General features: G+C 58.2%; 24 protein-coding genes. 5 read left to right on the top strand and 19 right to left on the bottom strand.

What is annotated here, in order from left to right:
- Positions 1-23: 23 nt before the first annotated feature.
- Complete coding sequence (locus tag K6L24_RS06480; RefSeq protein WP_062743011.1) at positions 24-296, bottom strand: YfcL family protein; 273 nt, start codon at positions 294-296, stop codon at positions 24-26.
- A gap of 30 nt (positions 297-326) precedes the next feature.
- Entirely contained in the window at positions 327-875 is a 549-nt protein-coding gene (locus tag K6L24_RS06475; RefSeq protein ID WP_062743012.1) for an elongation factor P hydroxylase, read from the bottom strand.
- Between the two features lie 391 nt (positions 876-1,266).
- Here K6L24_RS06475 and K6L24_RS06470 point away from each other — a divergent pair, with 391 nt between their 5' ends.
- Positions 1,267-3,846 (top strand): bifunctional diguanylate cyclase/phosphodiesterase, encoded by a 2,580-nt coding sequence (locus K6L24_RS06470; protein WP_245006722.1) that lies wholly within the window; start codon positions 1,267-1,269, stop codon positions 3,844-3,846.
- On the opposite strand, the gene K6L24_RS06465 is transcribed toward K6L24_RS06470, so the two are convergent.
- Positions 3,826-4,641, bottom strand: a complete 816-nt coding sequence (locus K6L24_RS06465; protein WP_162900952.1) for a helix-turn-helix domain-containing protein — start codon at positions 4,639-4,641, stop codon at positions 3,826-3,828. The two genes, K6L24_RS06470 and K6L24_RS06465, sit on opposite strands and share 21 nt — an antisense overlap.
- A 153-nt stretch (positions 4,642-4,794) precedes the next feature.
- Here K6L24_RS06465 and iolE point away from each other — a divergent pair, with 153 nt between their 5' ends.
- Both iolE and K6L24_RS06455 read left to right on the top strand, forming a co-directional pair.
- A complete protein-coding gene (gene iolE / locus K6L24_RS06460; protein ID WP_062743015.1) occupies positions 4,795-5,688 on the top strand; it encodes a myo-inosose-2 dehydratase in 894 nt (297 codons plus the stop codon).
- 9 nt (positions 5,689-5,697) lie between these two features.
- On the top strand, positions 5,698-6,870 hold the full coding sequence (locus K6L24_RS06455) for a Gfo/Idh/MocA family protein (protein ID WP_062743016.1): 1,173 nt from the start codon (positions 5,698-5,700) through the stop codon (positions 6,868-6,870).
- A gap of 76 nt (positions 6,871-6,946) precedes the next feature.
- Here the strand turns inward: K6L24_RS06455 and K6L24_RS06450 are convergent, their stop codons facing one another.
- From K6L24_RS06450 to prmB, 4 genes are read right to left on the bottom strand one after another with little or no spacing between them, the layout of a single operon-like run.
- The gene (locus K6L24_RS06450) at positions 6,947-7,747 is read right to left on the bottom strand and encodes a sulfite exporter TauE/SafE family protein (protein WP_062743017.1); all 801 of its coding nucleotides are present in this window, start codon (positions 7,745-7,747) and stop codon (positions 6,947-6,949) included.
- A gap of 14 nt (positions 7,748-7,761) precedes the next feature.
- Positions 7,762-8,586 carry a penicillin-insensitive murein endopeptidase gene (gene mepA / locus K6L24_RS06445; protein WP_118665680.1) on the bottom strand — a complete coding sequence of 275 codons (825 nt, stop codon included), beginning with the start codon at positions 8,584-8,586 and terminating at the stop codon, positions 7,762-7,764.
- 3 nt (positions 8,587-8,589) lie between these two features.
- The gene (gene aroC / locus K6L24_RS06440) at positions 8,590-9,675 is read right to left on the bottom strand and encodes a chorismate synthase (protein ID WP_062743018.1); all 1,086 of its coding nucleotides are present in this window, start codon (positions 9,673-9,675) and stop codon (positions 8,590-8,592) included.
- A gap of 27 nt (positions 9,676-9,702) precedes the next feature.
- Positions 9,703-10,635, bottom strand: a complete 933-nt coding sequence (prmB, locus tag K6L24_RS06435; protein ID WP_062743019.1) for a 50S ribosomal protein L3 N(5)-glutamine methyltransferase — start codon at positions 10,633-10,635, stop codon at positions 9,703-9,705.
- 199 nt (positions 10,636-10,834) lie between these two features.
- On the opposite strand from prmB, the gene smrB reads away from it, so the two are divergent.
- Positions 10,835-11,392: an endonuclease SmrB gene (gene smrB / locus K6L24_RS06430; RefSeq protein WP_062743020.1), complete on the top strand. Its 558-nt coding sequence runs from the start codon at positions 10,835-10,837 to the stop codon at positions 11,390-11,392.
- 34 nt (positions 11,393-11,426) lie between these two features.
- Here smrB and sixA read toward each other — a convergent pair whose 3' ends face one another.
- The 4 genes from sixA to K6L24_RS06410 form a co-directional block, all read right to left on the bottom strand.
- Positions 11,427-11,909: a phosphohistidine phosphatase SixA gene (sixA, locus tag K6L24_RS06425; RefSeq protein ID WP_062743021.1), complete on the bottom strand. Its 483-nt coding sequence runs from the start codon at positions 11,907-11,909 to the stop codon at positions 11,427-11,429.
- A gap of 171 nt (positions 11,910-12,080) precedes the next feature.
- Positions 12,081-14,234, bottom strand: coding sequence for a fatty acid oxidation complex subunit alpha FadJ (gene fadJ, locus K6L24_RS06420; RefSeq protein ID WP_222682069.1), 2,154 nt, complete (start codon positions 14,232-14,234; stop codon positions 12,081-12,083).
- Entirely contained in the window at positions 14,234-15,544 is a 1,311-nt protein-coding gene (gene fadI, locus K6L24_RS06415; protein WP_118663668.1) for an acetyl-CoA C-acyltransferase FadI, read from the bottom strand. Before fadI ends, fadJ begins: the two co-directional genes overlap by 1 nt.
- 216 nt (positions 15,545-15,760) lie before the next feature.
- Positions 15,761-16,057, bottom strand: coding sequence for a YfcZ/YiiS family protein (locus K6L24_RS06410; protein WP_072277380.1), 297 nt, complete (start codon positions 16,055-16,057; stop codon positions 15,761-15,763).
- A 378-nt stretch (positions 16,058-16,435) separates the two neighbouring features.
- Between K6L24_RS06410 and fadL the strand changes: the two genes are divergently transcribed.
- On the top strand, positions 16,436-17,770 hold the full coding sequence (fadL, locus tag K6L24_RS06405; protein WP_062743024.1) for a long-chain fatty acid transporter FadL: 1,335 nt from the start codon (positions 16,436-16,438) through the stop codon (positions 17,768-17,770).
- Between the two features lie 106 nt (positions 17,771-17,876).
- Here fadL and mlaA read toward each other — a convergent pair whose 3' ends face one another.
- From mlaA to K6L24_RS06365, 8 genes are read right to left on the bottom strand one after another with little or no spacing between them, the layout of a single operon-like run.
- Positions 17,877-18,638: a phospholipid-binding lipoprotein MlaA gene (mlaA, locus tag K6L24_RS06400; protein ID WP_062743025.1), complete on the bottom strand. Its 762-nt coding sequence runs from the start codon at positions 18,636-18,638 to the stop codon at positions 17,877-17,879.
- Positions 18,639-18,672: 34 nt separating this feature from the next.
- Entirely contained in the window at positions 18,673-19,881 is a 1,209-nt protein-coding gene (ccmI, locus tag K6L24_RS06395; protein ID WP_118663666.1) for a c-type cytochrome biogenesis protein CcmI, read from the bottom strand.
- Entirely contained in the window at positions 19,878-20,339 is a 462-nt protein-coding gene (locus tag K6L24_RS06390) for a cytochrome c-type biogenesis protein (RefSeq protein ID WP_062743027.1), read from the bottom strand. The genes ccmI and K6L24_RS06390 overlap by 4 nt, the downstream gene beginning before the upstream one ends.
- A complete protein-coding gene (locus K6L24_RS06385; protein WP_062743028.1) occupies positions 20,336-20,893 on the bottom strand; it encodes a DsbE family thiol:disulfide interchange protein in 558 nt (185 codons plus the stop codon). The genes K6L24_RS06390 and K6L24_RS06385 overlap by 4 nt, the downstream gene beginning before the upstream one ends.
- Positions 20,890-22,845: a heme lyase CcmF/NrfE family subunit gene (locus tag K6L24_RS06380; protein WP_062743029.1), complete on the bottom strand. Its 1,956-nt coding sequence runs from the start codon at positions 22,843-22,845 to the stop codon at positions 20,890-20,892. The genes K6L24_RS06385 and K6L24_RS06380 overlap by 4 nt, the downstream gene beginning before the upstream one ends.
- On the bottom strand, positions 22,842-23,333 hold the full coding sequence (gene ccmE / locus K6L24_RS06375) for a cytochrome c maturation protein CcmE (protein ID WP_222682068.1): 492 nt from the start codon (positions 23,331-23,333) through the stop codon (positions 22,842-22,844). The genes K6L24_RS06380 and ccmE overlap by 4 nt, the downstream gene beginning before the upstream one ends.
- Complete coding sequence (ccmD, locus tag K6L24_RS06370; protein ID WP_062743031.1) at positions 23,330-23,563, bottom strand: heme exporter protein CcmD; 234 nt, start codon at positions 23,561-23,563, stop codon at positions 23,330-23,332. The genes ccmE and ccmD overlap by 4 nt, the downstream gene beginning before the upstream one ends.
- Positions 23,560-24,303, bottom strand: coding sequence for a heme ABC transporter permease (locus K6L24_RS06365; RefSeq protein WP_062743032.1), 744 nt, complete (start codon positions 24,301-24,303; stop codon positions 23,560-23,562). The genes ccmD and K6L24_RS06365 overlap by 4 nt, the downstream gene beginning before the upstream one ends.
- Positions 24,304-24,368 lie beyond the last annotated feature (65 nt).

The following is a 24,368-nucleotide window of genomic DNA, read 5'->3' as shown; positions in this document are numbered from 1 at the left end:
TGCTGCCCTCGCTCAGACCGCGCTTACTGCGCCTGCAGAAAGAGTTTGTCCCACATGCTGGTGACCAGCACCTGGTCACGCGGAGAGAGTTCCCCCGCCTGAATCGCTTTTTCCAGGCTTTTCTGTACCTGAATCTGCAAGGCTTCTGGCGTATGCTCACCGGACAGTTCGATCTGGGCCACGGCCAGAGTCAGGTGACCGCGCAGGTAGCCGCCGGCAAAAAGTTCGTCGTCACTGGCATGTTCGACCATGTCATCAATCAGGCCCAGAATACGCGCCTCAAATTCATCGATCATAAAAACCTCTGTAAACTATTCGCTCCCCGTTCAGCTCAGGTCTTCCGGCCAGGGAAACTGTGCTGACGTCAGCGGTGGAGTGGAGTAAAACGCGCGCAGTTCAGCAATCAGACGTGCCGGACGGTCAGGAATGCCTTTTTCAAGATACGCCATCACCTGGGCATGCACCTTGCGCTGAAACGCAATGCGATCGGGTTCACAATCGCCTTCCAGATTGTCACAACTGACATTGAACGGAAAGCCCGCCGCCACGCTGAACATCCACTCCAGCGCCTGCGGCTTCACCTCGACGGACTCAAACTGACTCTGCGTTTCCGCATCGCGCCCGTCCGGGCAATACCAGTAGCCAAAATCCACGAGTTTGCGTCGTTCAGCCCCGGCAATACACCAGTGTGAGATTTCATGCATTCCGCTGGCGTAGAACCCGTGAGCAAACACGACCCGGTTCCACGGTGATGAATCATCAGCGGGAAGATAGATCGGTTCATCATCGCCTTTAATCAGGCGGGTCTGAAAATCATTCATAAAACAGCGATCGAAGATATCGATCAGATCCTGATAGTGGTGTTGCTGGCTCATAGCAGGTTGTCGTCAAAGTAAAAAACGCGCAATTTTGACATTTTGTCAGACAGGATTCGAGCACTATTGCTGTTTTCGCGCCAGAAAGCCGCAGGTCAGTCAGCTCAGGTATCTGAGGTAAACCGGCAGGTTGTGCACGTAACAGGCTATTCCCCCCTTTTAGCGGCATCGCTGAAAGCATCAAGTTTTTACTCTACCGGCCGATAATTCATTATTACCCCTGGTGCCCGATTTCACATTTTTCTAGATAAATGGTGATAAAAATCAGTTCATTCGCCATGCGTCACCGTACATTATTTCTTCGTAAGATCGGGTTAGATATGTTCATCAGACGCCACAACTGACACGAAAGCCGTGTTAATCCCCGATTGCCCTTTTCAGGCGAATGTCCATGAAGCATAAATCGACAATAAAAAGAATAATTCACCACCGGGAGGCGAGCGGGCTGGTTAAACAGCCAATGATCGCCATGCTTTTTTTGCTTGGCATATTATTCATCCTCGCCATTACTGCACTGTTTTATATCGCCGGCAGACAGAATGCCCACGAAGATGAGCATTTTCATTTACTGATGGGCAAGGCCATTGAAAACCGCCAGGAAATTATGCATTCGCACACCATCGATAACGCGGACTGGGGCGAGGCCTATGAAAACCTGCATCTGACTATCAATACCGAATGGGCGTGGGACAATCAGAACCTTGGCGCATCGCTCTATCAGACCTTTCATTACGAGGGGATCTTTGTTATTTCCCCGGATGGACAAACCCGGTACAGCGTCATTAACGGAAAGCTGAATTTGCAGCTGGTTGAGAGCTGGCTGGGGAAGGACCCGGTTCCGCGTCTTAAACAACTGCTTGGCACCGCCGTAGGGAAAGCCGTCTCTACCCTGATGGTGTCCGAGGGGCAGGTCACGCTGTTGAGTGCCGCCTGGATTTCCCCCGGCGGGGACAGCAGCGTCATCACCGATAATGGCCCCCGATCGTTAATGATTTTTGCCGACCGCCTCACGCCTGAAAAACTGAACAAAATGGCCCTTGAGTACGGCATTCACGGGGCGCATATCCTCAGCCCACAGGCCCCCCCCGGCCCGGCCGCCAGCAACCGGCTGATCCTGCTCGCATCAGGCGGCCCGGTTATTGTTGAGTGGCAGAGCGATAATCCTGGTGAAGCCCTGTTGACGGGCCTGCTCCCCGCGCTGGTGTTACTGATGCTGGCCACTCTGTTCACTGCCTTTGTGCTGATGAAGAATGCACTGCGCAAAGCACGGATGAGTGATGAAGCGCGTTTCCTGCTGGAGCAGAGCCAGCAGGCGCTGCACAGCAGCGAATGCCGTTTCAGAGATGTGGCAGAAACCACCACGGACTGGATTTGGGAGGCCGATGAAAATCTGCGGTTCACCTGGATTTCCGAACGTTTTCCGGCCATTACCGGTTACCACATCTCAGACTGGCTGGGTCGCCCGGCAAGCGAGTTTTTACTGAACGACAGCAATGCCGTGGCGCAACTGACCGATCTTTGCCAGTCCGGTGGACGTATCAGTCTGCCAAACAGCCACTATCTTTCCGCACAACAGCATCAGCGCTACTGCAATATGATCGTCAAGCGCGTGTTACTGCCGGACGGGAAAACGGGTTTCCGTGGTACCGCAACGGACGTCACTCAGGAAGTGAAGGCACAGGAGCGCGTGCGCTATCTGTCGCATTTTGACGACCTCACCGGCCTGCCCAACCGCGTGCAGATGAAGGAGTTCCTTGAGGGAAAACTCAATTCTGAACCCACCGGCGACTGTCAGCTCGCCATCATCATGGTCGACCTGGACAGGTTTAAACCCGTCAACGATGTCTACGGGCACAGCGCAGGCGATACGGTGCTGCATGAGGTTTCCGCCCGCCTGCGTCGCTGTCTGCAAGCGTCCGGCATGGTGACCCGTCACGGTGGGGATGAATTTATTATTATTCTGCCGGAGGTAACGCACCACGACGATATCGAACAGTTATGCCGTCGGATCATTCAGGACATTAACGCGCCCTTCCTGGTGGGCAGCAGTGAAATTTTTATCGGGGCCAGTCTGGGCATTGCGCTTGCTCCCCAGGATGCACGCACGGCAGGAGACCTGCTGCGCTATGCCGATATTGCGCTGTATAAAGCTAAAAATGAGGGCCGCAATCAGTGGGCTTTTTTCCAGCGCGATATGGGCGAAAAGATTGTTCAGCGTCGTGAGATGGAGCAGGAGCTGCGCGAAGGTATCCGCAGCGGCCAGCTGCGCCTGGTTTACCAGCCGCGTTACAGCACCAAATCCTGCCGCATTACCGGGGTGGAGGCGCTGGTCAGGTGGCAGCACCCGCATCACGGCCTGCTGATGCCCGATCAGTTTATTCCGCTGGCAGAAGAAACCGGGCTGATCTACGCGCTTAGCGACTGGGTACTGGAAACGGCCTGCGCTGAAACCCGCTGCCATCTGCCGGGATTATCCGTGTCGGTCAACCTGTCCGCCGGGGAGTTTCAGGACAAAGGGCTGTACAACAGAATCAAAGAGACGCTGGAAAAAACAGGACTGGAAAGTTCACGACTGGAGATCGAAGTGACCGAAAACGTGACGCTACAGGATCCGCTTAAAACCCAGCAGATTATGCTGAAAATTAAAGCGCTGGGGGTGAAGTTCCTGATCGATGATTTCGGCACGGGCTTCTCCTCCCTGAGCTATCTGCGAACGTTCCCTTTTGACGGCATCAAACTCGATAAATCTTTTATTTTCCCAATGGAAGACTCCGTGGGTGCACGTCAGATTGTGGAAAACATGGTGGGTCTTGGCAAGGCCTATTCGCTGGATGTCACCGCTGAAGGCGTGGAAACGCAGACTCAGCTGGAGCAGTTAACCCTGCTGCAGTGTGACAGTCTGCAGGGCTATTTGATTGGCAAGCCGGTGGCCATTGAGCGGCTGAAGGAATCAGCATTCTGGCGGGGCTGACGCCAGCGCCTGCTGCCGAAATGCCAGAGGTGCCAGGCCGTAATGCTCTTTGAACAGGCGTGAAAAATGAAACGGCGAGACAAACCCGCACTGCTCGGCGATCAGCGCCACCGGCAGCGCACTGCGCGTCAGCAGACGTTCCGCATGGCGCAGGCGCACGTCACGCAGGTAACGCGCGGGCGTCTGACGCAGGTGCCGCCGGAACAGGGCGATCAGATGGTTCACAGAGCAGTGGGCGCGCGCGGCAATATCCTCCAGCGCCAGCGGGTGCGGGTAACGCATCGCAATATAGCGGCAGGCTTCCCGCACCCCTTTGGGCATGGTCTGCCGCCCCTCATCGCGCGGCGGAATGCCGCGGGAGGCGTAGTAATAGAGCAGGGTTTCGGCCAGCGAGATCAGTGCACGCGGGGCCCCTCCCGGCTGTGAGGTCAGACTGATACCCAGCTCCATCAGCTGCTCGACCTGATGATCGAAGGCGATAGTGGGCGGCAGGTGCGCCAGTTCACGATTAAAATCCCCCGGCAGTGCGGCAAAATCCAATTGGCACCAGATATGTTCGCTGGGGATAAGCGGATCGAAGCGAAACAGCTCACGCTGTCCCGGTAGCAGCAGCGCCAGGGTACCGGGCAGGAGCATCAGGGAGCGCTGCGCCGTCTCAATGGTGACGCTGCCACTCAGCAGGGCAATAAACTGAATCCCACGCTGAATGCGCGGTCCGTAAATATCCCCCGCAGCATAGCGCGACAGACCGAAGTACCCCTCAATGACGGGCACCGTCAGTGTGATATCAGACATTTTTTTCAGCACTCTGGTCATGTACCCCCCGCCCCCACACAGGCTATCTTTTCTCCACTCTTCAGCCGGATAGCGGCCATTGCAACACCGGACTGCCCGCAGAGCGCGATTATGCGACGCACTTCAAACTTTGATTTCAGACAGGAGAAAATTATGGCCAATGCCAACGTGCGCCTGGGCGTCAGTCCGCTCGCCTGGACCAACGACGTGTTGAACGATCTGGGGGATGATGTCAGCGCATTACAGTGTATGCAGGAGGCGGCCGCTGCAGGTTATCAGGGGATTGAGCTGGGCCGTAAATTTCCCCGCGAAGCGTCGCAACTTGCGCCTCTGCTACAGGAAACCGGCCTGTCGCTGGCCTCCGGCTGGTTCTCCGGCACCCTGGCAGACATCAGCGTCCAACAGGAACTGCATAATGTTGCCGCCCACGCCCGCCTGCTGCAGACGCTGGGCTGTTCGGTGATGGTCTATGGCGAATGTGGCGGCATGCCCGGTGAAACGCCGCTCGATACTGGACTCTCTCACTCCCCCAGACTCAGCGGGATTGACGTCGACGCCTACGCGCGGCGTATGAGTCAGTTCGCCTTCGCGCTGCAGGAAGAATATGGCCTGACGCTGGCCTACCATCATCATCTGATGATGCTGGTTGAGCATCAGGATGAGATTGAGCGCTTCTTTACCGCCACGACAGATGACGTCGGTATGTTGCTGGATACCGGCCACGCCGTGGCCGCAGGCTGCGATCTCCGCGCACTGATACACCAGTTCGGCAGCCGCATCTGCCATATCCATCTGAAAGATATTCGCCGGGCGCGGCTGGATCAGGTGTTTGAGCAGGATGAGAGTTTTAATCAGGGAGTGCGCGGAGGCATGTTCACTGTCCCCGGCGACGGCGGCATCGACTATCAGCCGGTAGTGGACTTTGTCAGCCATGGCGGCTATCGCGGCTGGCTGATCGTTGAAGCCGAGCAGGACCCACTGAAAGCGCCGCCGGTGCCCACCGTCACCCGCGCTTTTCACCATATTAACCGTCTTTTTTCGCTGTAGGGGAACGCTATGTCTGACACTCTGAATATTGGCCTGATCGGCTCCGGCTTTATGGGCCAGGCCCATGCTGACGCCATCCGTCGTGCCGCCCTGCTCTACCCGGCCCTGCCGAAAACGCCGGTACTCTACGCTATCGCCGACCAGAATCAGGCACTGGCAGACCAGGCGGCAACGCGCTTCGGTGCCCTGCACGCTTACGGCGACTGGCGCGAAATGTTACAGGACCCGAATATTGACGTGATTGACATCACCTCTCCCAACCATCTTCATCACCCGATGGCGCTGGCCGCGATCGCCGCCGGGAAACATGTGTACTGCGAGAAACCGCTGGCGGTGACTGAGCCTCAGGCACGCGAAATGGCAGAAGCGGCGCAGCGGGCCGGCGTCAAAACCATGGTGGCCTTTAACAACATCAAAACCCCGGCCGCCCAACTGGCAAAACAGTTGATTGAGCGCGGCGAAATCGGCACGCCGGTGCGCTTTCGCGGCACGTTCGACCAGGGCTTTTACAACGACCCGGAACTGCCGTGGTCATGGCGCTGCTCAAAAGCGCTGGCAGGTTCCGGCTCGCTGGGTGATTTGGGGGCGCATACCCTGTCGGTGGCGCAGTATCTGATGGGCGGCGTGTCTGAGGTCTGCGCCAGCGGGCAGACGTATCTGAAAACCCGGCCAGTGCCCGGCGTGGACAGCGGCTACGCCAGTAAGGTGGATGCCAATGCCGAACGCCGTGAGGTGGAAAACGACGATCAGATGCAGTGTCTGGTGAACTTTACCAGCGGTGCCGCCGGGGTGATTGAATCATCCCGCATTGCTGCCGGACGAATTTTTGGCGTCTACTGGGAAGTCACCGGTACGGAAGGCACGCTGTATATGGACGGCGAGCGCTTTAATGAGCTGCAGGTGTTTCGTTTTAACGACGATAAGCGCGATCGCGGTTTCAAAACCCTGTATGCCGGCAGTCAGGTTCCCTCCTACTCGGCGTTTTTCGGCTTTGATTTTGGCGGCGGTGGCCTGGGTTATTTCGATGTCAAAGTGCTGGAGATACATGACCTGGTGCAGGGCATCTGCCGGGACGACGACTGTTATCCCAACTTCAGCTTTGGCTGGGAGAATCAGCGCATCCTGCAGGCGATTGAGGATTCGATGGATCAGCGCCGCTGGATCGCGGTGGGAAGAGGTTAACCCCCCGTTCCGGCCACACGGAAAACAAGGGGGTGCAAACCATCAACACGGGGCGACAGGAGAAAAGAGTCGCCCCTTACGATAGCTGATGCAACCATGCGGCGATCTCCGCGCCGTGGCTGTCGTACAGCAGTTTGGCGCTCATCACCGCCGAGACAATGACGATCATCGGGCGGATCAGCGTCTGCCCGCGGGTCAGCACCATTCGCGCCCCCAGGCGGGCGCCGCATACCTGCCCGGCCAGCATCACCAGCCCCACCAGCCACACCACTTTCCCGCCCAGCATAAACAGCAGCAGGCCCCCGAGGTTGGAGGTGAAGTTCAGGACTTTGGCGTGGGCGGTGGACTTGGCCAGGTTATAGCCGCACAGGGTGACAAACGCCAGCGCGTAAAATGAGCCGGCACCGGGACCGAAGAATCCGTCATAGAAGCCGACGCAGCCCCCGGCTACCAGTGCAAACGGCAGCCCGTGCAGACGACGCTGGCGATCCTCTTCACCAATCTTTGGCATCAGCAGGAAATAGAGGCCAATTGCGATCACCAGCAGCGGCAGCAGCTGCCGCAGAATATCGCCCTTGACGTGCTGAACCAGCAGCGCGCCACTGATCGAACCTAAAAACGTTAATGCGATGTTCAGCTTCTGTTCACGCAAATCCACCGCCTTACGGCGGATAAAGTACAGGCTGGCCGAAAACGAGCCCCCCACCGACTGCAGCTTATTGGTCGCCAGCGCCTGCGCCGGAGAAAGCCCGGCCGCCAGCAGCGCAGGCACGGTCAGTAACCCGCCACCACCTGCGATGGCATCAATAAATCCCGCCAGTAAGGCCACCAGAAACAGTACGCCGAGCAACCACGGAGCTACGTTGACCCATTCCATTTTTTCTCAGCGCCTTACAGTCGATGGTTATCCAGCAGAGCCTGGCAGGATGGCGGTAACGGCGGTGGCTCGCGCTTCACCGGCGGTGTACTGCCCGGTTTAGGCGGGGCGAACCAGCTTTGCAGCTCGGCACCGCAGCCGTCGCCCGGCGGCGGGATGGGCTGATCCTGACACTCCAGGCTGCCCGCCGGGCAGCGCAGACGCACGTGCATGTGCGCACGGTGCTGGAACCACGGCCGTACTTTGCGTAACCAGTCACGGTCGGCTCCGGCATCGGCACACAGCTGCTTTTTGATCGCCGGGTTAACGAAGATGCGCGTCACATCATCATCTTTCGCCGCCAGCTTGATCAGGCTGTCGATTTCCGGCTGCCAGTGGCGGGCCACCACATTTTTACCGTCGGCGGCCACCAGATCGAGCGGCTGAGGCTTCAGCAGCATCTGCTGTGTCCAGCGCTGCTTCGGTAGCTGAAGCCAGATATCAACATCCAGCCCGGACTGATGGCTGGCGTGACCGCTGCTGAAGCGTCCACCTGCCGCCATGCCCATATCACCGACCAGCACCTCCCCCAGCCCCAGCTGACGGGTGCGGGTACTGAGACGCTGAATAAAGGCGATCAGATCAGGGTGACCATAGTAGCGACGCTGATCGGTACGCATCACCTGGTAACCGGAGGCTTCCAGCGGCAGCGGCTGCGCGCCGATAATGCAGCCGTTAGAAAAGGCTCCGATGGACTGTGGCACGCCGGCTACCGGCTGTTGAATGGTCTGCCACGGCGTGGCGGCCTGACCGGTCGTCGAGATCAGCAGCGCACACAGCGCCATCAGCGTTTTTTTCATCATTTACCAGCGCGGATAAGAGGTTTCTACATCAGCATTCTGCGCGCGGTGGCGCAGCAGGTGATCCATCAGCACAATCGCCATCATCGCTTCGGCAATCGGCACCGCACGGATGCCCACGCACGGATCGTGACGGCCTTTAGTGATCATCTCGACTTCTTCACCGCTGCGGGTCAGCGTTTTCCCCGGTACGGTGATGCTGGAAGTCGGTTTCATCGCCAGGTTAGCGATAATGCACTGACCGCTGCTGATACCGCCCAGAATACCGCCAGCGTGGTTGCTCTGGAAACCGCTGGCACGGATTTCATCCCGGTGTTCACTGCCGCGCTGGCCGACCACGGCAAAGCCGTCGCCAATTTCAATGCCTTTGACCGCATTGATACTCATCAGCGCGTGCGCGAGATCGGCATCCAGACGATCAAAGACGGGCTCTCCGAGGCCCGCCGGGACATTTTCCGCCATCACGGTCACTTTGGCCCCGATGGAATCCCCCTCTTTTTTCAGGGCGCGCATCAGTTCGTCCAGCGCTTCAATTTTGTCCGGGTCCGGGCAGAAGAACGGGTTCAGTTCAACCTGATCCCAGTCTTTCAGTTCGCAGGCAACGTCGCCAATCTGGGCCAGATAGCCGCGCACGATAATGCCGTGCTTCATCTCCAGGTACTTTTTGGCAATCGCCCCGGCCGCCACGCGCATTGCCGTTTCACGCGCAGAAGATCGCCCGCCACCGCGATAGTCGCGGAAGCCGTATTTCTGATCGTAGGTGTAATCGGCATGGCCCGGACGGTAGAGATCTTTGATCGTGCCGTAATCCTGCGAGCGCTGATCGGTATTTTCAATCAGCAGGCCGATACTGGTACCGGTGGTTTTCCCTTCGAAGACCCCGGACAGAATTTTCACCTGGTCCGGCTCGCGGCGCTGGGTGGTATAGCGTGAAGTGCCAGGACGGCGGCGATCGAGATCGTGCTGCAAATCAGCTTCGGTCAGCGGGATGCCCGGCGGCACGCCATCGACGATGCAGCCCAGAGCGATGCCATGCGATTCGCCGAACGTTGTGACCCGAAATACTTGTCCAATGGTATTACCCGCCATGACTTACTTCCTCGCTAAAAGTGATCATCAGTCTTTATACATTTTAAAATGATGCTGTGCGTCGATAATCTGTTGTTTAGTTAGCATAAATACGCCATCCCCGCCGTTATCAAACTCCAGCCAGGTGAAAGGCACATCCGGGTACTGGTCGATCATATGCACCATGCTGTTACCCACTTCACAAATCAGCACGCCCCGATCGCTGAGATAGTCCGGCGCACAGGCCAGAATACGGCGTACCAGCTTCAGGCCATCACGGCCAGCGGCCAGGCCCAGTTCCGGCTCGTGGCGATATTCATTAGGCAGGTCGTCCATATCATCCGCATCGACATACGGTGGATTCGTCACGATCAGGTCGTACTGCGTCTTTGGCAGCTCGCGGAACAGGTCAGCGCGGATCGGCGTCACGTGATGGTCAAGACCGTGTGCGCCAATGTTCTGCTCGGTCACCGCCAGCGCATCGGTAGAGATGTCAACGGCATCCACTTCCGCATCCGGGAAGGCATACGCACAGGCAATGGCGATACAGCCGCTGCCGGTACACATATCGAGGATGTGCTGTGGATCCTGACTGATGATGCCGTCAAAGTGGCTGTTAATCAGCTCACCAATCGGTGAACGCGGCACCAGCACCCGCTCATCCACATAAAATTCGTGCCCGCAGAACCAGGCTTTATTGGTCAGGTAGGCCACCGGAATGCGTTCGTTAATACGGCGGATCACGCGCTCAACAATGCGGTGACGCTCGCTGGAGGTCAGGCGCGCGTTACGCATATCCTCCGGGATATCGAGCGGGAGATAGAGCGTGGGGAGCACCAGTTGAACGGCTTCGTCCCAGGGATTGTCGGTGCCGTGGCCATACCAGATATCAGCGGCAGAAAAGCGGCTGACCGACCAGCGCAACATATCCTGAATAGTGTGCAGCTCATTGACTGCTTCATCGACGAAAATTTTGTCCAAAGTGCCCTCCGCAGGCCGTTCTGTTAAACCCGGGCGCTAGTTTGCCACGAAGCTTGAGATAATTCAGCGCGAGGGGGTGAAAAAGCTGAGATTTGTTTCAGCCACAGGCATGGAAAAGGTAGACTGACCGCAGATAATGGACGTTATGGCGCTTTAACCGGCGCCCTCGCCCTCACCTAACGCAAAGCGATCGCAGAGAATGAGTAAAAAAGAGAACCTGAACGCAGAAGACCAGGCGCTGTTTCGCGGGCTGATGGCCGGCACGCGTAAGCTGGCTCAGGACACCATCGTCCACAAGCCACAACGTAAAAAGATCGGCCAGGTGCCACAGAAACGCCTGCTGTCAGAGCAGATGGACAACAGCCACTATTTTTCAGATGAATTTCAGCCGCTGCTGGCCAGTGAGGGTGCCGTACGTTATGTGCGTGCGGATGTTGACCACTACGAGTTGAAAAAGCTGCGTCGTGGAGATTACAGCCCGGAGATTTTTCTCGACCTGCATGGACTGACACAGAAACAGGCCAAAGAGGAGCTGGGCGCGCTGATTGCTGCCTGTCGCCGTGAGCACATCTTCTGCGCCAGCGTCATGCATGGCCACGGCAAGCATGTGCTCAAACAGCAGACGCCACTGTGGCTGGCCCAGCACCCCATGGTGATGGCCTTTCATCAGGCGCCAAAATTATTCGGTGGGGATGCAGCACTGCTGGTGCTGATTGAAATCGAAGAGTGGCTTCCGCCAGAACTGATGTTGCCGTAGGGGCGGGCCTGTTGATTCGGCCCGCCGGAGTCAGTCAGATCGCTTTGGCGAGTTTGGCAGGAGAGACCTGCCACGCCAGCTTGCCGGTGGCATTCTCCGCATCGAACTCAATGCACGCAATCGCGGAGGTCGCAAACATCGGCGGCGCTTCCTGCGGGCAGAGTTCGGCCACCAGATAGCCCACCAGCGGCAGGTGAGAGATCACCAGCGCCGACGTGGCCCCTTCGTTAGCCAGAACCTGCAGATAGCAGGCCACCAGACCTGGATCGCCTCCCGGCGTCAGCTCCGGCAGTACATCTTCGCCTTCGGGCAGGGGCAACACTTCACGTACCGTGTTTAGCGTTTGCCGCGCACGCAGATAGGGACTGACCAGAACCCGCTCAATATCCACAGACTGGCCGTTAAGCCAGTTCGCCATCTGGCGAGTCTCATCACAGCCGCAGTGGGTCAGAGGTCTGACAGAATCACTGGCTGCATCTAATGCTGCATCGCCGTGACGCATAATGAAAACTTGCATATAGCACCGCTGTTGTTAAACAAAAACGCCGGGGGACAACGCCATCCGACTCTTCATCCAGAGAATGAACGGTGTGTTGTACCCCAATGCCTTGAGTATAGTCAACCGATTGTTTACTTAGTGAGCGCCCCGCAGAATGACCCGCAAAACAGCATTCACTCCCCCACCCGACTAACCCTCTGAAACAGTGTGACTATTCAGCTTGACCTCCGGTTTATAGAAGGTTTCATCCGCTTCCACCATTTTTATCAACCGCTCACAGGGTGTAAAACGTGGCCCGTGACGCTGCGTCAGTAGCTCCAGATTTTTCACCACCTCGCGAAGGCCCAGTTGATCCATATAGCGGAACGGCCCCCCCAGGAAGGGGGGAAAGCCGATGCCAAATACCGCCCCGACATCCCCGTCACGTGCGCAGGAAATCACCTGTTCATCCAGCGTGCGCGCCGCCTCATTCAGCAGCATCATCACACAGCGCTGAGCAATATTCTGTGCGCTGAGGTGGTGTTTCTCACTGAGTTTTAGCAGTCGGTACACCGAATTATCCACCTGCTTTCTGCGTCCTTTCTGCGGATAGAGGTAAAAACCCCGGCCGTTTTTACGTCCCTTGCGGTCATCTTTCAGGACAGCATCCAGCGCGGCAGGCAGGGCAAAGCGATCGCCCCAGGCCTGTTGCAACACCGGCATAATATGAGACCCGACATCAATGCCGACCTCATCCAGCAACTGTACCGGCCCCACCGGGAAACCAAACTCCACCAGCGCCCGATCGATGGAGTCGATGGGCTCCCCTTCCAGCAGACAGTGCATGGCTTCAATCATATACGGGGCCAGGATGCGGTTGACATAAAAACCTGCCCGGTCAGCCACCACAATCGGCGTTTTTCCCTGTTTTTTCGCCAGAGAAACGGCAGTAGCGATTGTCTCAGGCGCGGTGCCGGCATGGGGGATGACCTCCACCAGCGGCATTTTCTCCGGCGGGCTGAAGTAGTGCAGGCCGATAATATTCTCCGGACGCTGCGCCTCAGCCGCAATCGCGGCAATCGGCAGTGAGGAGGTGTTTGACGCAAACAGCGTGTCCGGCGAGCAGTGCGCTTCGATTTCTGCCACCATCTTCTGCTTCAGTGCCAGATCTTCAAATACCGCTTCAATCACCATATCGCGCTGGCGGAAACCCTGATAATCCGTGCCGCCGCTGATCAGCGCCATCTGCTGCTGACGCTCTGCGGCGCTCAGACGCCGCCGCTTCACCTGCCGGGTCAACACCTGCCAGCTGGCTTTCAGCGCAGCGTTAATGCCGTCCGGGCTGATATCCTTGATTCTGACCGGCAGCCCGGCACGGGTGGCAGTGACGCAGGCAATACCGCCCCCCATCAGCCCGCCGCCCAGCACGCCGACCCGTTTCAGCACGCGCGGCGTCGCGCTGGCACCAGGATCTTTTTTCAGCGCCGTGGTAGCAAAAAACAGGCTGCGCAGGGCCGCTGACTGCGGCGTCATAGCCAGTTCACCAAAGGCCTTTGCTTCAGCGGCATAACCGCTGCCGCTGCCCTGCTCCAGCCCGCAGCGCACCACGCTGAGGATTTTTTCCGTCGCCGGATAGTTACCGTGCGTTTTGGCCTGCGTCTGGCGTCTGGCGAGCGCAAACAGGATCGCCCTGCCCGCCGGACCGTTTAACAGACGTTCCCGCAGCGGGAGGGCTTTTGTCGCGCTGCGCGGCTTCAGCGCCAGGCGGGCAGCGGTTTCCAGCAGAATACTGTGCGGAACGGCGTCGTCCACCAGCCCGCAACGCCGCGCCGCGCGCGCGCGCAGGGTTTTTCCGGTCAGGATCATATCCAGCGCGGTGGATGCCCCGATCAGGCGCGGCAGACGCTGCGTGCCCCCGGAGCCGGGTAGCAGCCCCAGCTGGACCTCGGGCAGCCCCAGACGGGTTTTATCATCCAGGGTACAGACCCGGCGATGACAGGCAAGCGCCAGCTCCAGTCCGCCGCCCAGACAGGCCCCGTGTATCGCCGCCACCACCGTGACCGGCAGTGCGGCGATCTCGGCCATCACCGCCTGACCGGCTTCCGCCAGCTCGCCAGCCTGCTGAGCCGAGGTACAGGCCGCTATCATGCTGATATCGGCTCCGGCAATGAAGGAATCCGGCTTGCCCGAGATAATCACCAGCCCGGCGAGGTGCGGGTTGGCCCGCGCCTGCTGAAGCACGGCCCGGAGTTGCCCGGCGAACGCCGCTTTCAGCGTATTCATCTTTTCATCCGGAACGTCAATGGTGATCACCCCGACGTTATCCAGACGCATCGTCAGTGTAAATGCAGTGGGTAAATCCATTATTCTGCCTCCAGAACCATTGCCGCACCCAGGCCACCGGCCGCACAGGCCGTGACCAGCCCCAGTCCACCACCGCGACGCCGCAGCTCATTCAGCGTCTGCGTGATCATCCGCGCTCCGGTGGCGGCAAACGGGTGTCCGTAGGCGATAGAGCCGCCCAATACGTTAAAGATCTCCTGATTGACCTCACCCAGCGCGTGGGGCCGGTTGAGCACCTCACGGGCAAAGCGCTCGTCGGCAAACATCTTCAGGTTCGCCAGCGTTTGTGCCGCAAAGGCCTCATGCATGTCGATCAGGGAAAGGTCAGCCAGCGTGACACCGGCGCGCTCGAGCGCCAGCGGCGAGGCATAAGCCGGGCCCAGCAGCATATCCCGGTGAACATCGATAGCGCTAAAGGCGTAACTGCGCAGATAACCCAGCGGCACCAGGCCCAGTTCACGCGCGCGGGATTCCGTCATCAGCACCACTGCCGCAGCGCCATCGGTCAGCGGGGTGCTGTTGGCGGCGGTGACGCTGCCGTGCTGCCGGTCAAACGCCGGGCGCAGGCGGGCATAGTCATCAGGCTGTGATTCGGTCCGCACGCTGTTATCCTGCAGGAAAGGCTGCTTCCACGGCGGGACATACGCCGTCATCACCTCGTCCTGCAGCAGGCCCCGCTGCCAGGCACTGGCCGCGCGCTGGTGGGAGCGATGTGCCAGTGCATCCTGCTGCTCACGGGTGATACCATGATCTTTCGCCATCTGTTCGGCGGTGTCGCCCATACGCAGCCCGGTGGAATACTCCGCCACGGCCGGAGGCACCGGCAGCAGGTCACGTGGCCGCAGCTGGCTGAAGAGTTTGAGTTTCTGCGACAGGGTCCTGGCCTTGTTCAGGTCGACCAGCATCCGCGCCAGCGTTTTGCTGACGCCAATCGGCAGCACGGAAGAGGAGTCAGCCCCGCCGGCCATCCCGGCGCTAATCGTCCCCGCCAGCAGGCTTTCGGTGACGTTAGCCACTGCCTGAAAGCTGGTGGCACAGGCGCGGCTGACGCTGTAGGCATCGGTATGCACGCTCAGGCCGCTGGCCAGCACAATTTCCCGCGCGATATTAGGCGCTTCCGGCATCTGTACTACCTGACCAAACACCAGCTGTTCAATCACCTCTGCGGGGATCTCGCTGCGGGCCAGCAGTTCGCTGACCACCATCCGGCCCAGCTCCAGAGCGGGGATGCCGTGAAAGGCGGTGGCCTGGCGGGCAAAGGGCGTACGCAGTCCGTGGGTGATCGCGATGCGATCCCCCTGACGTGTCAGCAATGGGAATGCTTTACTCATTATTCTCACCTTTCTGCCCGCATCACATCACATCACATCACAGCTGCACTGGCGGCAATGGGGTGAATGAAGGCCTGTCTTTAGATCGACGGCATCACTGCCAAGAGGTCTGACCTGATCAGTGTTAACCAGAATAACGGTGGGCGCTACGGCAGGAAGATAAAAATGCGAGAGGAAACACGATTCTGGTGGAGGGGCACACCCTCCACCCGGAGATTAGCGCAGGCCGAGCTGGAAAATCATGGTTTCTGCCTGGCAGCTGAAGAGGAAGTCACAGTCAAGCTGAACCCCCTGCGGGGTCTCACTGAAGCGGCTGTCGATCTGACAGGGCTCTGAGGCCACGGCAGCGGCTTTTTCACTGAGTGAGCGCAGCACCGCTTCCGCCTCATCACGGCTGTTAAAGGTGTGGCTGTAGCTGGCAGTACAGTCGGTATTGTCCAGCACGGTGCCCACGTCAACACAGCAACAGGCTGCGGTTTCGCTGGCATTACAGCGGTTAATCGCGTCAGTCATACATCCTCCGGCTTGCCGCTGTCTGTCTGGCGGCAGATTAATTGAGACTGTCGTCAGTTTACGCCCGACACTATTTCAGCTCCAGTCATCCCCTGAAAACAGCGCGTTGAGTGATGAAAATCACACTATTAATTGATCCGAAACAACTCACACGGAATGAGGCAAAAAAGGAATGTAAGGTTTTTGTTAGCCAGATCTCTTTTCCGTGAACAATTTAGAAATATTTGAAAAACATTATTGCAACACATACACAGGTCAGACCTATACTTGCGCCACTGGTCTGATTTGTTCGTTGTCTGTCAGTCACTAGAATCCGCGATCCCTTGTTACGTGTAGTAACAGAGCTTAATTATAAAATCAGATAATGAGGTTGTGGTTATGAACCATAAAAACCTGTTTGCTAAGTCTGCACTCGCAGCAGCAGTGGCGCTTGTTTCTTCTAATGCTTTCTCAGCTGGCTTTCAACTGAACGAATTCTCTACCATTGGTCTGGGTCGTGCTTATGCAGGCGAAGGGGCGATGGGCGATTCTGCCGCATCGGCCAGCCGTAACCCGGCAACCATGGCATTAATGGACCGTCCGATGTTTTCTATTGGCGCGGTATTTATTGATCCTGATGTGAATATTCAGGGGCAGTCTGGCGCAGGCAACAGTCTGAATGCCGATAATATTGCACCGACTCAGTGGGTGCCGAATATTCATTATGTACAACCGCTGAATGACCAGTGGTGGATCGGTGCCTCAGCCACCAGCAATTACGGTCTGGCAACAGAGTTTAATGACGGCTATGCCGGCGGTCCGTTTGCCGGTAAAACCGACCTGCTGACGATGAACCTGAACCTCAGCACGGCCTACCGCCTTAACCAGCATTTCAGCTTTGGTGTGGGTTTTGATGCAGTCTACGCCCGGGCAAAAATCGAACGAACCATTGGCGAACTGGGTTCCTTCCTGCCCGCAGCCGGTTTACCTGCAGCGCCCGCCGATACCCAGATTGCCCACCTGAAAGGCGATGAATGGGGCTACGGCTGGAACGCCGGTGTGCTGTATGAAGTAGATGATAATAACCGCTTCGGTCTGACCTACCGCTCGGAAGTGAAAATTGACTTTGACGGTGACTACCGCAGTGATATTCCGGTCGCCTTTAACCCTATCGGCAGCCAGTTCGGGTTGCCTACCGGCACCAGCGGCAGCACCATTCCGGGCTCGCTGTCGCTGAACCTGCCTGAAATGTGGGAAATCTCCGGCTATCATAAAGTCGCACCGCAGTGGGCCGTTCACTACAGCATGGCATACACCAGTTGGAGCCAGTTCCAGGAATTGAAAGCGACCGGCAGCAACGGCCAGGATCTGTTCTATAAAGACGAAAGCTTCCACGATGCATATCGTATCGCATTGGGTACCAGCTATTATTACGACGATAACTGGACCTTCCGTACCGGTATTGCCTTTGATGACAGCCCGGTGCCGTCAGATAAACGTTCTATTTCCATTCCCGATCAGGATCGTTTATGGCTGAGTGCCGGTACGTCATATGCCTTTAATAAAGACGCATCCGTGGATTTAGGCGTTTCCTATATGCACGGTAAAAAAGTCACCGTTAAAGAAGGCAATGATCCGATTGCCACCGCCCAGAATGGACAGGCGACGCCTTATACCTTCAGCTCCAGCGGTAAAGCCTGGCTGTATGGCGCCAGTTTCAACTATAAATTCTGAGACGCCCCTTCAGAGTTAAAGCAAAAAAAAACCCCACGCCAGTGGGGTTTTTTATTAGCGGAACAAACTGATGCCCGGACTTAAGCATTCAGCCTGAACGCAGGCGTTATTCGGCATCAATATCACCCAGGTCATTCTTAATCGCTGCCGCATTCGGGTTCTCCTGCGGGATCAGCTTACCGTCACTCGCCAGGAAATCATGATGCTGGAAATAAGCCGCACGCATAAAGGCGTAAGGATCGTTTGAATTCTTCAGAATCGCGTCGGAATCCAGCAGCTGCGCGCGGGTTTCAATCCCTTCCAGCGCCCATTTCCCTGCCGACATCCACCAGGTCAGCCACAGCAGCGGCGGATAGACATCATCCACCAGGCCACCGATATCTTCACGCGGGGTAAACCCCCCGTATGCCGGCACTTCCACGTAGGTACCGTAGCCCACACCGTAGTGACCCAGCGTACTGCCAAAGGCGCGCGGCTCTTCTTTTGCCAGCTTCGGGTTCGCCATCGACGCAACGTCAATCAGCCCCCCCATGCCCAGCAGCGTGTTCAGGAAGAAACGGTTAAAGTGCACCATCGCCTTATACGGATTGCCTTCGATAAAGTAGTTCACCATCGTCGACGGTTCGTTAAGGTTGGTGAAGAAGTTACCCAGCCCGTTACGCGCAGGCTGCGGCACATAATCACGCCACGCCACGGCAACCGGGCGCAGGACATACGGATCCAGCACGTTGTAGTTAAAGTTGAACATGGACCGGTTGAAACCTTCCAGAGGATCGGCATGTCCCTGAGGTTGATCCCCTGTCTTAGAACTGGCACAGCCGACCATCAGTACGCTCGCCAGCGCTAAACCCGTCAGGCGATAGCTCATAGTTTTCTCCCTGTACTTTTTAGATTATCGCCCGCTATTGCCGGTTAATTTCAACGGCAAGCTGCTGTTGACCTGAAAATGGCAGTATCTCGCTCAACCCGAACCAGTCGCCGGGTGAACGATTTACGCTGCCGTCGCGTGAGATGCGTACGCGAACCTGCACCTGATGCTGCGCGGATAGTAACCGATCGGGCATCATGGCATTACTGTCATCCAGCGTGATCGATAAAGGAAAATGACTCAACGGCACTTTTTTCACGGCTACGGGAACCTGCGAAATACCGTCAGACACAGAAATATACAACACTCCGTCCTTCGGTAACATTTTTTCTGCCGCCGGGGACAGACTGATCGTTAATGCCAGGCGGCTGTTCTCTTTACCTGACGCACTTTTCGCCTGCTGAATGCTGCGCTGGATCATGACCGCACGTCCGTCACCCTCAGGCAGCAGTGACAACATCTTATTCCATGATGCAATCGCCTGCGCATAATCTTGCTGGCTGTAGGCATTGAATGCTAACAGCCCCTGCACCTGCACACTGTCGGGATACTGCACCGCCATCGGCTCCAGCATCATCAGGGCTTCGCGGTTATCCTGCGGATCGGCAGACCGCGTCAGCACATCGGCATAGCTGAGCCGGACATCCAGGTCGCCAGGGGCCAGCTGTAGCGCATGACGGAAGGCCTGGGTGGCCATCGCGGCGTTATTCAGCACCATGCCAAGGCGGCCCAGCATTTTCCAGTCATCAAGATTACCGGGATCGGTTTGCAGCCCGGAACGGATGCCCAGCGCCAGACGCGCCAGTTGTTCCATACTGAGCGGTCGCGCCTGAGGGTCCATCACCTGCGCCCGCAGTGCAGGCAGCTCATTTTTCACCTGCTGCCAGACCATCACCTGCTGCAGGCCTCCCGTCTTAAAATAGACGCCAAGGCTGACCAGTATGAGGATCACCGCCCCGGGCAGCAGCACCCAGCGGCTGATCTGACGTGCCTGCGGCGGCGAGGTCTGCTGCGGAATATCCAGCAGCAGCGTTTCCTGCAGCTCCCGCACCATCTCGGGGCGATCGGCTACGACGCCCTGCCCCTCATCCTCTTCCAGCTCCTGCAGACGCTGATGATAAAAGACCTGATTCAACTGGTCGCGATCGGTTGTGCTATCGCTTCTGCGACGCCCGGCGCCGAATAAAAGCAGCCCACAGGCGGCCACCAGCAGGATCAGGATCGTTAACCAAAGCGCACTCATGATTGCTTCCCGTCATTCTTTAACAGTGCATCCAGCCGCTGCTGCTGTTCGGCATCCAGCTCGACGCGTACGGCCCGTTTACGGCTGCGCAGGATGATCACCAGCGCGCCGATAATGACAAACAGAGCCGGCCCGGCCCAGAGGATCAGCGTCGACGGGGTGACCGGCGGCTGGTAAGAAACAAAATTACCGTAGCGCGCCACCATATAAGCCTTCACCTGTTCAGGCGTCTGTCCGGCCTGTAACAGCTGATACACCTTCAGGCGCATATCGCCCGCTATCATGGCGTTTGAGTCAGCAATACTGTTGTTCTGACACTTCGGACAGCGCAGTGACGCCGTGAGCTGGCGGTACTGCTGCTCCTGGGCCACTGTCGCGAAGGAATAAGTATCAATGTTGTCAGCCTGTACGCCCGCGCTGAACAGCACCAGCGCCAGCAGGATCCCGTACGCTCTCACGATCCGACCCCCTGGCTGTATTTCTGCCACAGTGGTTTCACCTCATCATGCCAGACCCGTTCGTTCATATCCCCGGCGTGGCGATAGCGGATAATGCCGTGACCGTCGATCAAAAACGTTTCCGGTGCGCCGTACACGCCCAGATCCAGCCCGAGCATTCCGTCCCCGTCATACAGACTCAGGGCATACGGATTACCCAGGCTGTTCAGCCAGTCGACCGCTTTCTGCCGGTTGTCTTTATAGTTCAGCCCCACCACGCGCACGCCCTGCGCGGCCAGGGTATTCAGATACTGATGCTCGGCCCGGCAGGTCGGGCACCAGGTGGCCCAGACGTTCAGCAGGATCGGTTTGCCGTCGTTAAGCACCGACTGGTCATAGGTTTTTCCCGGCTGCTCCAGCGACTCCAGCTTAAAAACCGGCACCGGCTTACCGACCAGCGCGGACTCCAGCCGGGTGGGGTCGTCCCCATTGGCATTGCGACTGAGCTGCCAGAGCAGCGCCGCGGCCAGCAGTAAAAACAGGATCAGCGGGATATACAGCACTTTCTTATTCATACCGCCTCCTTAAGGGCTTTTTTACGCGACCGGTAGCGGGGATCCAGCAGGCACAGCACCCCACCGATCGCCATAAACACGCCACCAAACCAGATCCAGCGCACGAAGGGTTTATAGTACAGACGCACCGCCCAGGATTTGTCGTCCAGCTCTTCGCCCAGCGCCGCGTAAAGGTCGCGGGTGAATCCACCGTCGATGGCCGCTTCCGTCATCATGGTTCGCGCCGCGCTGTAGAAGCGTTTTTCCGCCGACAGCGTCGCCTCATGCTTTCCATCGCGGGTGACGTCTATTACCCCCGACGTACCGGAATAGTTCGGGCCCACCAGGCGATCCACGCCGCGCAGCGTGAAGTGGTAACCGGCCACGTCCACGCCGTCGCCCTCTTTCATACGCACATCGCGTTCCACGCTGTAATTCTGACTGAAGGCAATACCGATCACCGTCACCGCAACACCCAGGTGGCCGAGCACCATCCCCCAGTGGCTGCGCGACAGGTGCCGCAGTCCGCTGAAGAAGCCGTGCCGGTGAGTAGCGCGCTCGTGCAGTTCCATCAAGGTCAGGATAATCACCCAGACCGCCATCAGCAGGCCCACCACCGTCATCGCCTCAATACGATCCTGCATCAGCCACGGCAGCAGGACGGACAGTAGCAGCGTGACCAGCAGCGCCAGCCCGAGCCGTTTCCACAGTTTCTGTGGCTGATCCCGCCGCCAGCGCACCAGCGGGCCGATGCCCATCAGCAGCGCCATCGGTGCCATCAGCCAGGTAAATAAGGTATTGAAGAAGGGTTCGCCGATAGAGATGGTGCCCAGCCCCAGCTGCTTATGCACCAGCGGCAGCAGCGTGCCGAGCAGGACCACCAGCATCGCGGCGATCAGCAGCACGTTGTTGCCCAGCAGGAACGATTCGCGCGACCAGGCCTCATTCTGTACCCGGCTGCGCACCTTGCCGCCTTTAATGGCGTAGAGAAGCAGCGAACCGCCAATCACAATAATCAGGAAGGCAAGGATAAACATGCCGCGCGCCGGATCAGAGGCAAAGGAGTGAACCGATACCAGCACCCCGGAGCGCACCAGGAAGGTGCCCAGCAGGCTGAGGGAGAAAGCAGTGATCGCCAGCAGCACCGTCCAGGCTTTGAAGGTGCCGCGTTTTTCCGTCACCGCCAGCGAGTGAATCAGTGCGGTGCCGGCCAGCCACGGCATAAAGGAAGCATTTTCTACCGGATCCCAGAACCACCAACCACCCCAGCCGAGCTCGTAATAAGCCCAGGCCGACCCCAGCACAATGCCGATGGTGAGAAACACCCAGGCTGCCGTGGTCCAGGGTCGCGACCAGCGCGCCCAGGCCGTATCCAGCCGCCCGGCCATCAGTGAAGCAATGGCAAAAGCAAAGGCCACGGAGAAACCGACGTAACCCATATACAGCAGCGGCGGATGGAAGATCAGGCCGATATCCTGCAGCATCGGGTTCAGGTCGCTGCCGTCGATCGGGAAGTCCGGCAGCGTGCGGGTGAACGGATTGGACGTCAGGGTGATAAACAGCAGGAAGCCGAGGTTGATCATCCCCATTACCGCCAGTACGCGCGCGATGGCATCCTCCGGCATGGAACGACTGAGTAGCGCCACCGCCAGCGTCCAGACGCTGAGCAGCAGCACCCACAGCAGCAGCGATCCCTCATGCGCCCCCCAGGTAGCGGCAATACGGTAATAGACCGGCAGCAGGGTATTTGAGTTGGTGGCCACATAGGCAACGCTGAAATCATTCACCACAAACGCATGGACGAGGATGGCAAAGGCCCCGGCGATGCACGCAAACAGCCCGTAGGTCAGCGGACGCGCCAGCCCCATCAGACGCCGGTCCTGGCGTGCGGCCCCCCACAGGGGATAAACACTCAGCAGCAGGGAGAGTGCCAGCGCCAGGCACAGCAGGAAACTGCCCACTTCCGGCATCATGGCTGGCCTCCCGCTGCGGCGGTGGCTGCGGTGGCCGCCGGGGAACGGTGATTTTTCTTCATTGCGTCTTCAATTTCCGGCGGGGTGTATTTTTCATCATGCTTTGCCAGCACCTCGGAGGCCGTCACGTGAGTGCCGTCCTGCAGGACGCCCTGCGCCACTACGCCCTGCCCTTCACGGAACAGATCCGGCAGGATCCCTTCGTAGCTGACGCTGATCACTCCCACCGCGTCATAGAGCTTGAACGACACTTTCAGCGTATGCGGATCGCGCTTCACGCTGCCCGGCAGTACCATCCCGCCCACGCGCAGACGCTGGCCCGGCTCCGGTTTCACCTGCTGGTCCCCCTTGCCGTTGATCACTTCACCCGGGGTATAGAACAGGTCGATGTTCGATCGCAGCGCGTACATCACCAGCGCGGTAGCGAGCCCCAACCCGACCAGCACCAGCGTCACCAGAATCAGGCGGTTTTTACGACGGGGATTCACGATTTTTCTCCTGCCGCGGCGGGGGCGGCCTTTTTCATTTTTACCGCACGAATGCGTTGTTCACGTGCCTGGCGCTGGCGGATCCCGGCCAGCAGGCGACGACGCTGCCACAGCGTGTGCAGCACCAGCAGAGCCAGCGGGATCAGCGTGCTGGCAACGGCCAGCCAGACGTAGAAGGCATAGTGGCCCATGGCAAAAAAATCATGCCAGGATGCAAAGGCAGGGGTCATACGCTGCGCCCTCCTTTTGCCGCGATCGCCGCCACCCACGGACGGTGGCGCTCGCTGTGGAGCAGCAGATTGCGCAGGCGCAGCAGCGTCAGGGTGATAAACACCAGCCAGACGCCCAGCACCGCCCACAGCAGCGGCGGACGCATACTCGGGTCGACAGCCTGTAACAGCACCCCGGAGGAGCCCTGATGCAGGGTGTTCCACCAGTTAACGGAGTAGTGAATAATCGGCAGGTTAATGACCCCCACGAGGATCATAATGCCCGAGGCACGTCCGGCCGCCCGGCGATCCTCAAAGGCGTGATACAGCGCGATAGCACCGATATAGAGGAACAGCAGCACCAGCTCAGAGGTCAGACGCGCGTCCCACTTCCACCACGCCCCCCACATCGGCTTGCCCCAGGCGGCCCCGGTCACCAGCGCAATAAAGGTATACACCGCGCCAATGGGTGCCATGGCCATCGCGGCAAGATCGGCGGTTTTCCACTGCCAGACCAGCCCGATAAAAGCGGCGACGGCCATGGAGCCATAGATCCCCATCGACCACATGGCCATCGGCACGTGGATATAGATGATACGAAAACCGTCACCCTGCTCAGAGGCTGGCGGGGCGAAGCCAAAGCCCCACACCCAGCCCAGCAACAGCACGGCCACGCCCGGGATCGCAAACCACGGTACAAAGCGACCGCATAACTGGTACAGCCGCTCCGGCTTGCCCAGCTGATGTATCCATTTCCACATTATTATTTTGCTCACAGTCAAAAAGTCATCGTTCTGGTGTTGTTCGTCAATCGTACGTACGTCAG

It is taken from the genome of Erwinia persicina, from assembly GCF_019844095.1.
Lineage (GTDB): Bacteria > Pseudomonadota > Gammaproteobacteria > Enterobacterales > Enterobacteriaceae > Erwinia > Erwinia persicina.
The sequence above is the reverse complement of the archived record's forward strand: the minus strand, read 5'-3'. Positions and strand labels throughout refer to the sequence as shown.

Coding starts and splice junctions, on each gene's coding strand:
- K6L24_RS06480 (WP_062743011.1), bottom strand. CDS start 296: ATGATCGATGAATTTGAGGCGCGTATTCTGGGCCTGATTGATGACATG.
- K6L24_RS06475 (WP_062743012.1), bottom strand. CDS start 875: ATGAGCCAGCAACACCACTATCAGGATCTGATCGATATCTTCGATCGC.
- K6L24_RS06470 (WP_245006722.1), top strand. CDS start 1,267: ATGAAGCATAAATCGACAATAAAAAGAATAATTCACCACCGGGAGGCG.
- K6L24_RS06465 (WP_162900952.1), bottom strand. CDS start 4,641: ATGTCTGATATCACACTGACGGTGCCCGTCATTGAGGGGTACTTCGGT.
- iolE (WP_062743015.1), top strand. CDS start 4,795: ATGGCCAATGCCAACGTGCGCCTGGGCGTCAGTCCGCTCGCCTGGACC.
- K6L24_RS06455 (WP_062743016.1), top strand. CDS start 5,698: ATGTCTGACACTCTGAATATTGGCCTGATCGGCTCCGGCTTTATGGGC.
- K6L24_RS06450 (WP_062743017.1), bottom strand. CDS start 7,747: ATGGAATGGGTCAACGTAGCTCCGTGGTTGCTCGGCGTACTGTTTCTG.
- mepA (WP_118665680.1), bottom strand. CDS start 8,586: ATGAAAAAAACGCTGATGGCGCTGTGTGCGCTGCTGATCTCGACGACC.
- aroC (WP_062743018.1), bottom strand. CDS start 9,675: ATGGCGGGTAATACCATTGGACAAGTATTTCGGGTCACAACGTTCGGC.
- smrB (WP_062743020.1), top strand. CDS start 10,835: ATGAGTAAAAAAGAGAACCTGAACGCAGAAGACCAGGCGCTGTTTCGC.
- sixA (WP_062743021.1), bottom strand. CDS start 11,909: ATGCAAGTTTTCATTATGCGTCACGGCGATGCAGCATTAGATGCAGCC.
- fadJ (WP_222682069.1), bottom strand. CDS start 14,234: ATGGATTTACCCACTGCATTTACACTGACGATGCGTCTGGATAACGTC.
- fadI (WP_118663668.1), bottom strand. CDS start 15,544: ATGAGTAAAGCATTCCCATTGCTGACACGTCAGGGGGATCGCATCGCG.
- K6L24_RS06410 (WP_072277380.1), bottom strand. CDS start 16,057: ATGACTGACGCGATTAACCGCTGTAATGCCAGCGAAACCGCAGCCTGT.
- fadL (WP_062743024.1), top strand. CDS start 16,436: ATGAACCATAAAAACCTGTTTGCTAAGTCTGCACTCGCAGCAGCAGTG.
- mlaA (WP_062743025.1), bottom strand. CDS start 18,638: ATGAGCTATCGCCTGACGGGTTTAGCGCTGGCGAGCGTACTGATGGTC.
- ccmI (WP_118663666.1), bottom strand. CDS start 19,881: ATGAGTGCGCTTTGGTTAACGATCCTGATCCTGCTGGTGGCCGCCTGT.
- K6L24_RS06385 (WP_062743028.1), bottom strand. CDS start 20,893: ATGAATAAGAAAGTGCTGTATATCCCGCTGATCCTGTTTTTACTGCTG.
- K6L24_RS06380 (WP_062743029.1), bottom strand. CDS start 22,845: ATGATGCCGGAAGTGGGCAGTTTCCTGCTGTGCCTGGCGCTGGCACTC.
- ccmD (WP_062743031.1), bottom strand. CDS start 23,563: ATGACCCCTGCCTTTGCATCCTGGCATGATTTTTTTGCCATGGGCCAC.
- K6L24_RS06365 (WP_062743032.1), bottom strand. CDS start 24,303: ATGTGGAAATGGATACATCAGCTGGGCAAGCCGGAGCGGCTGTACCAG.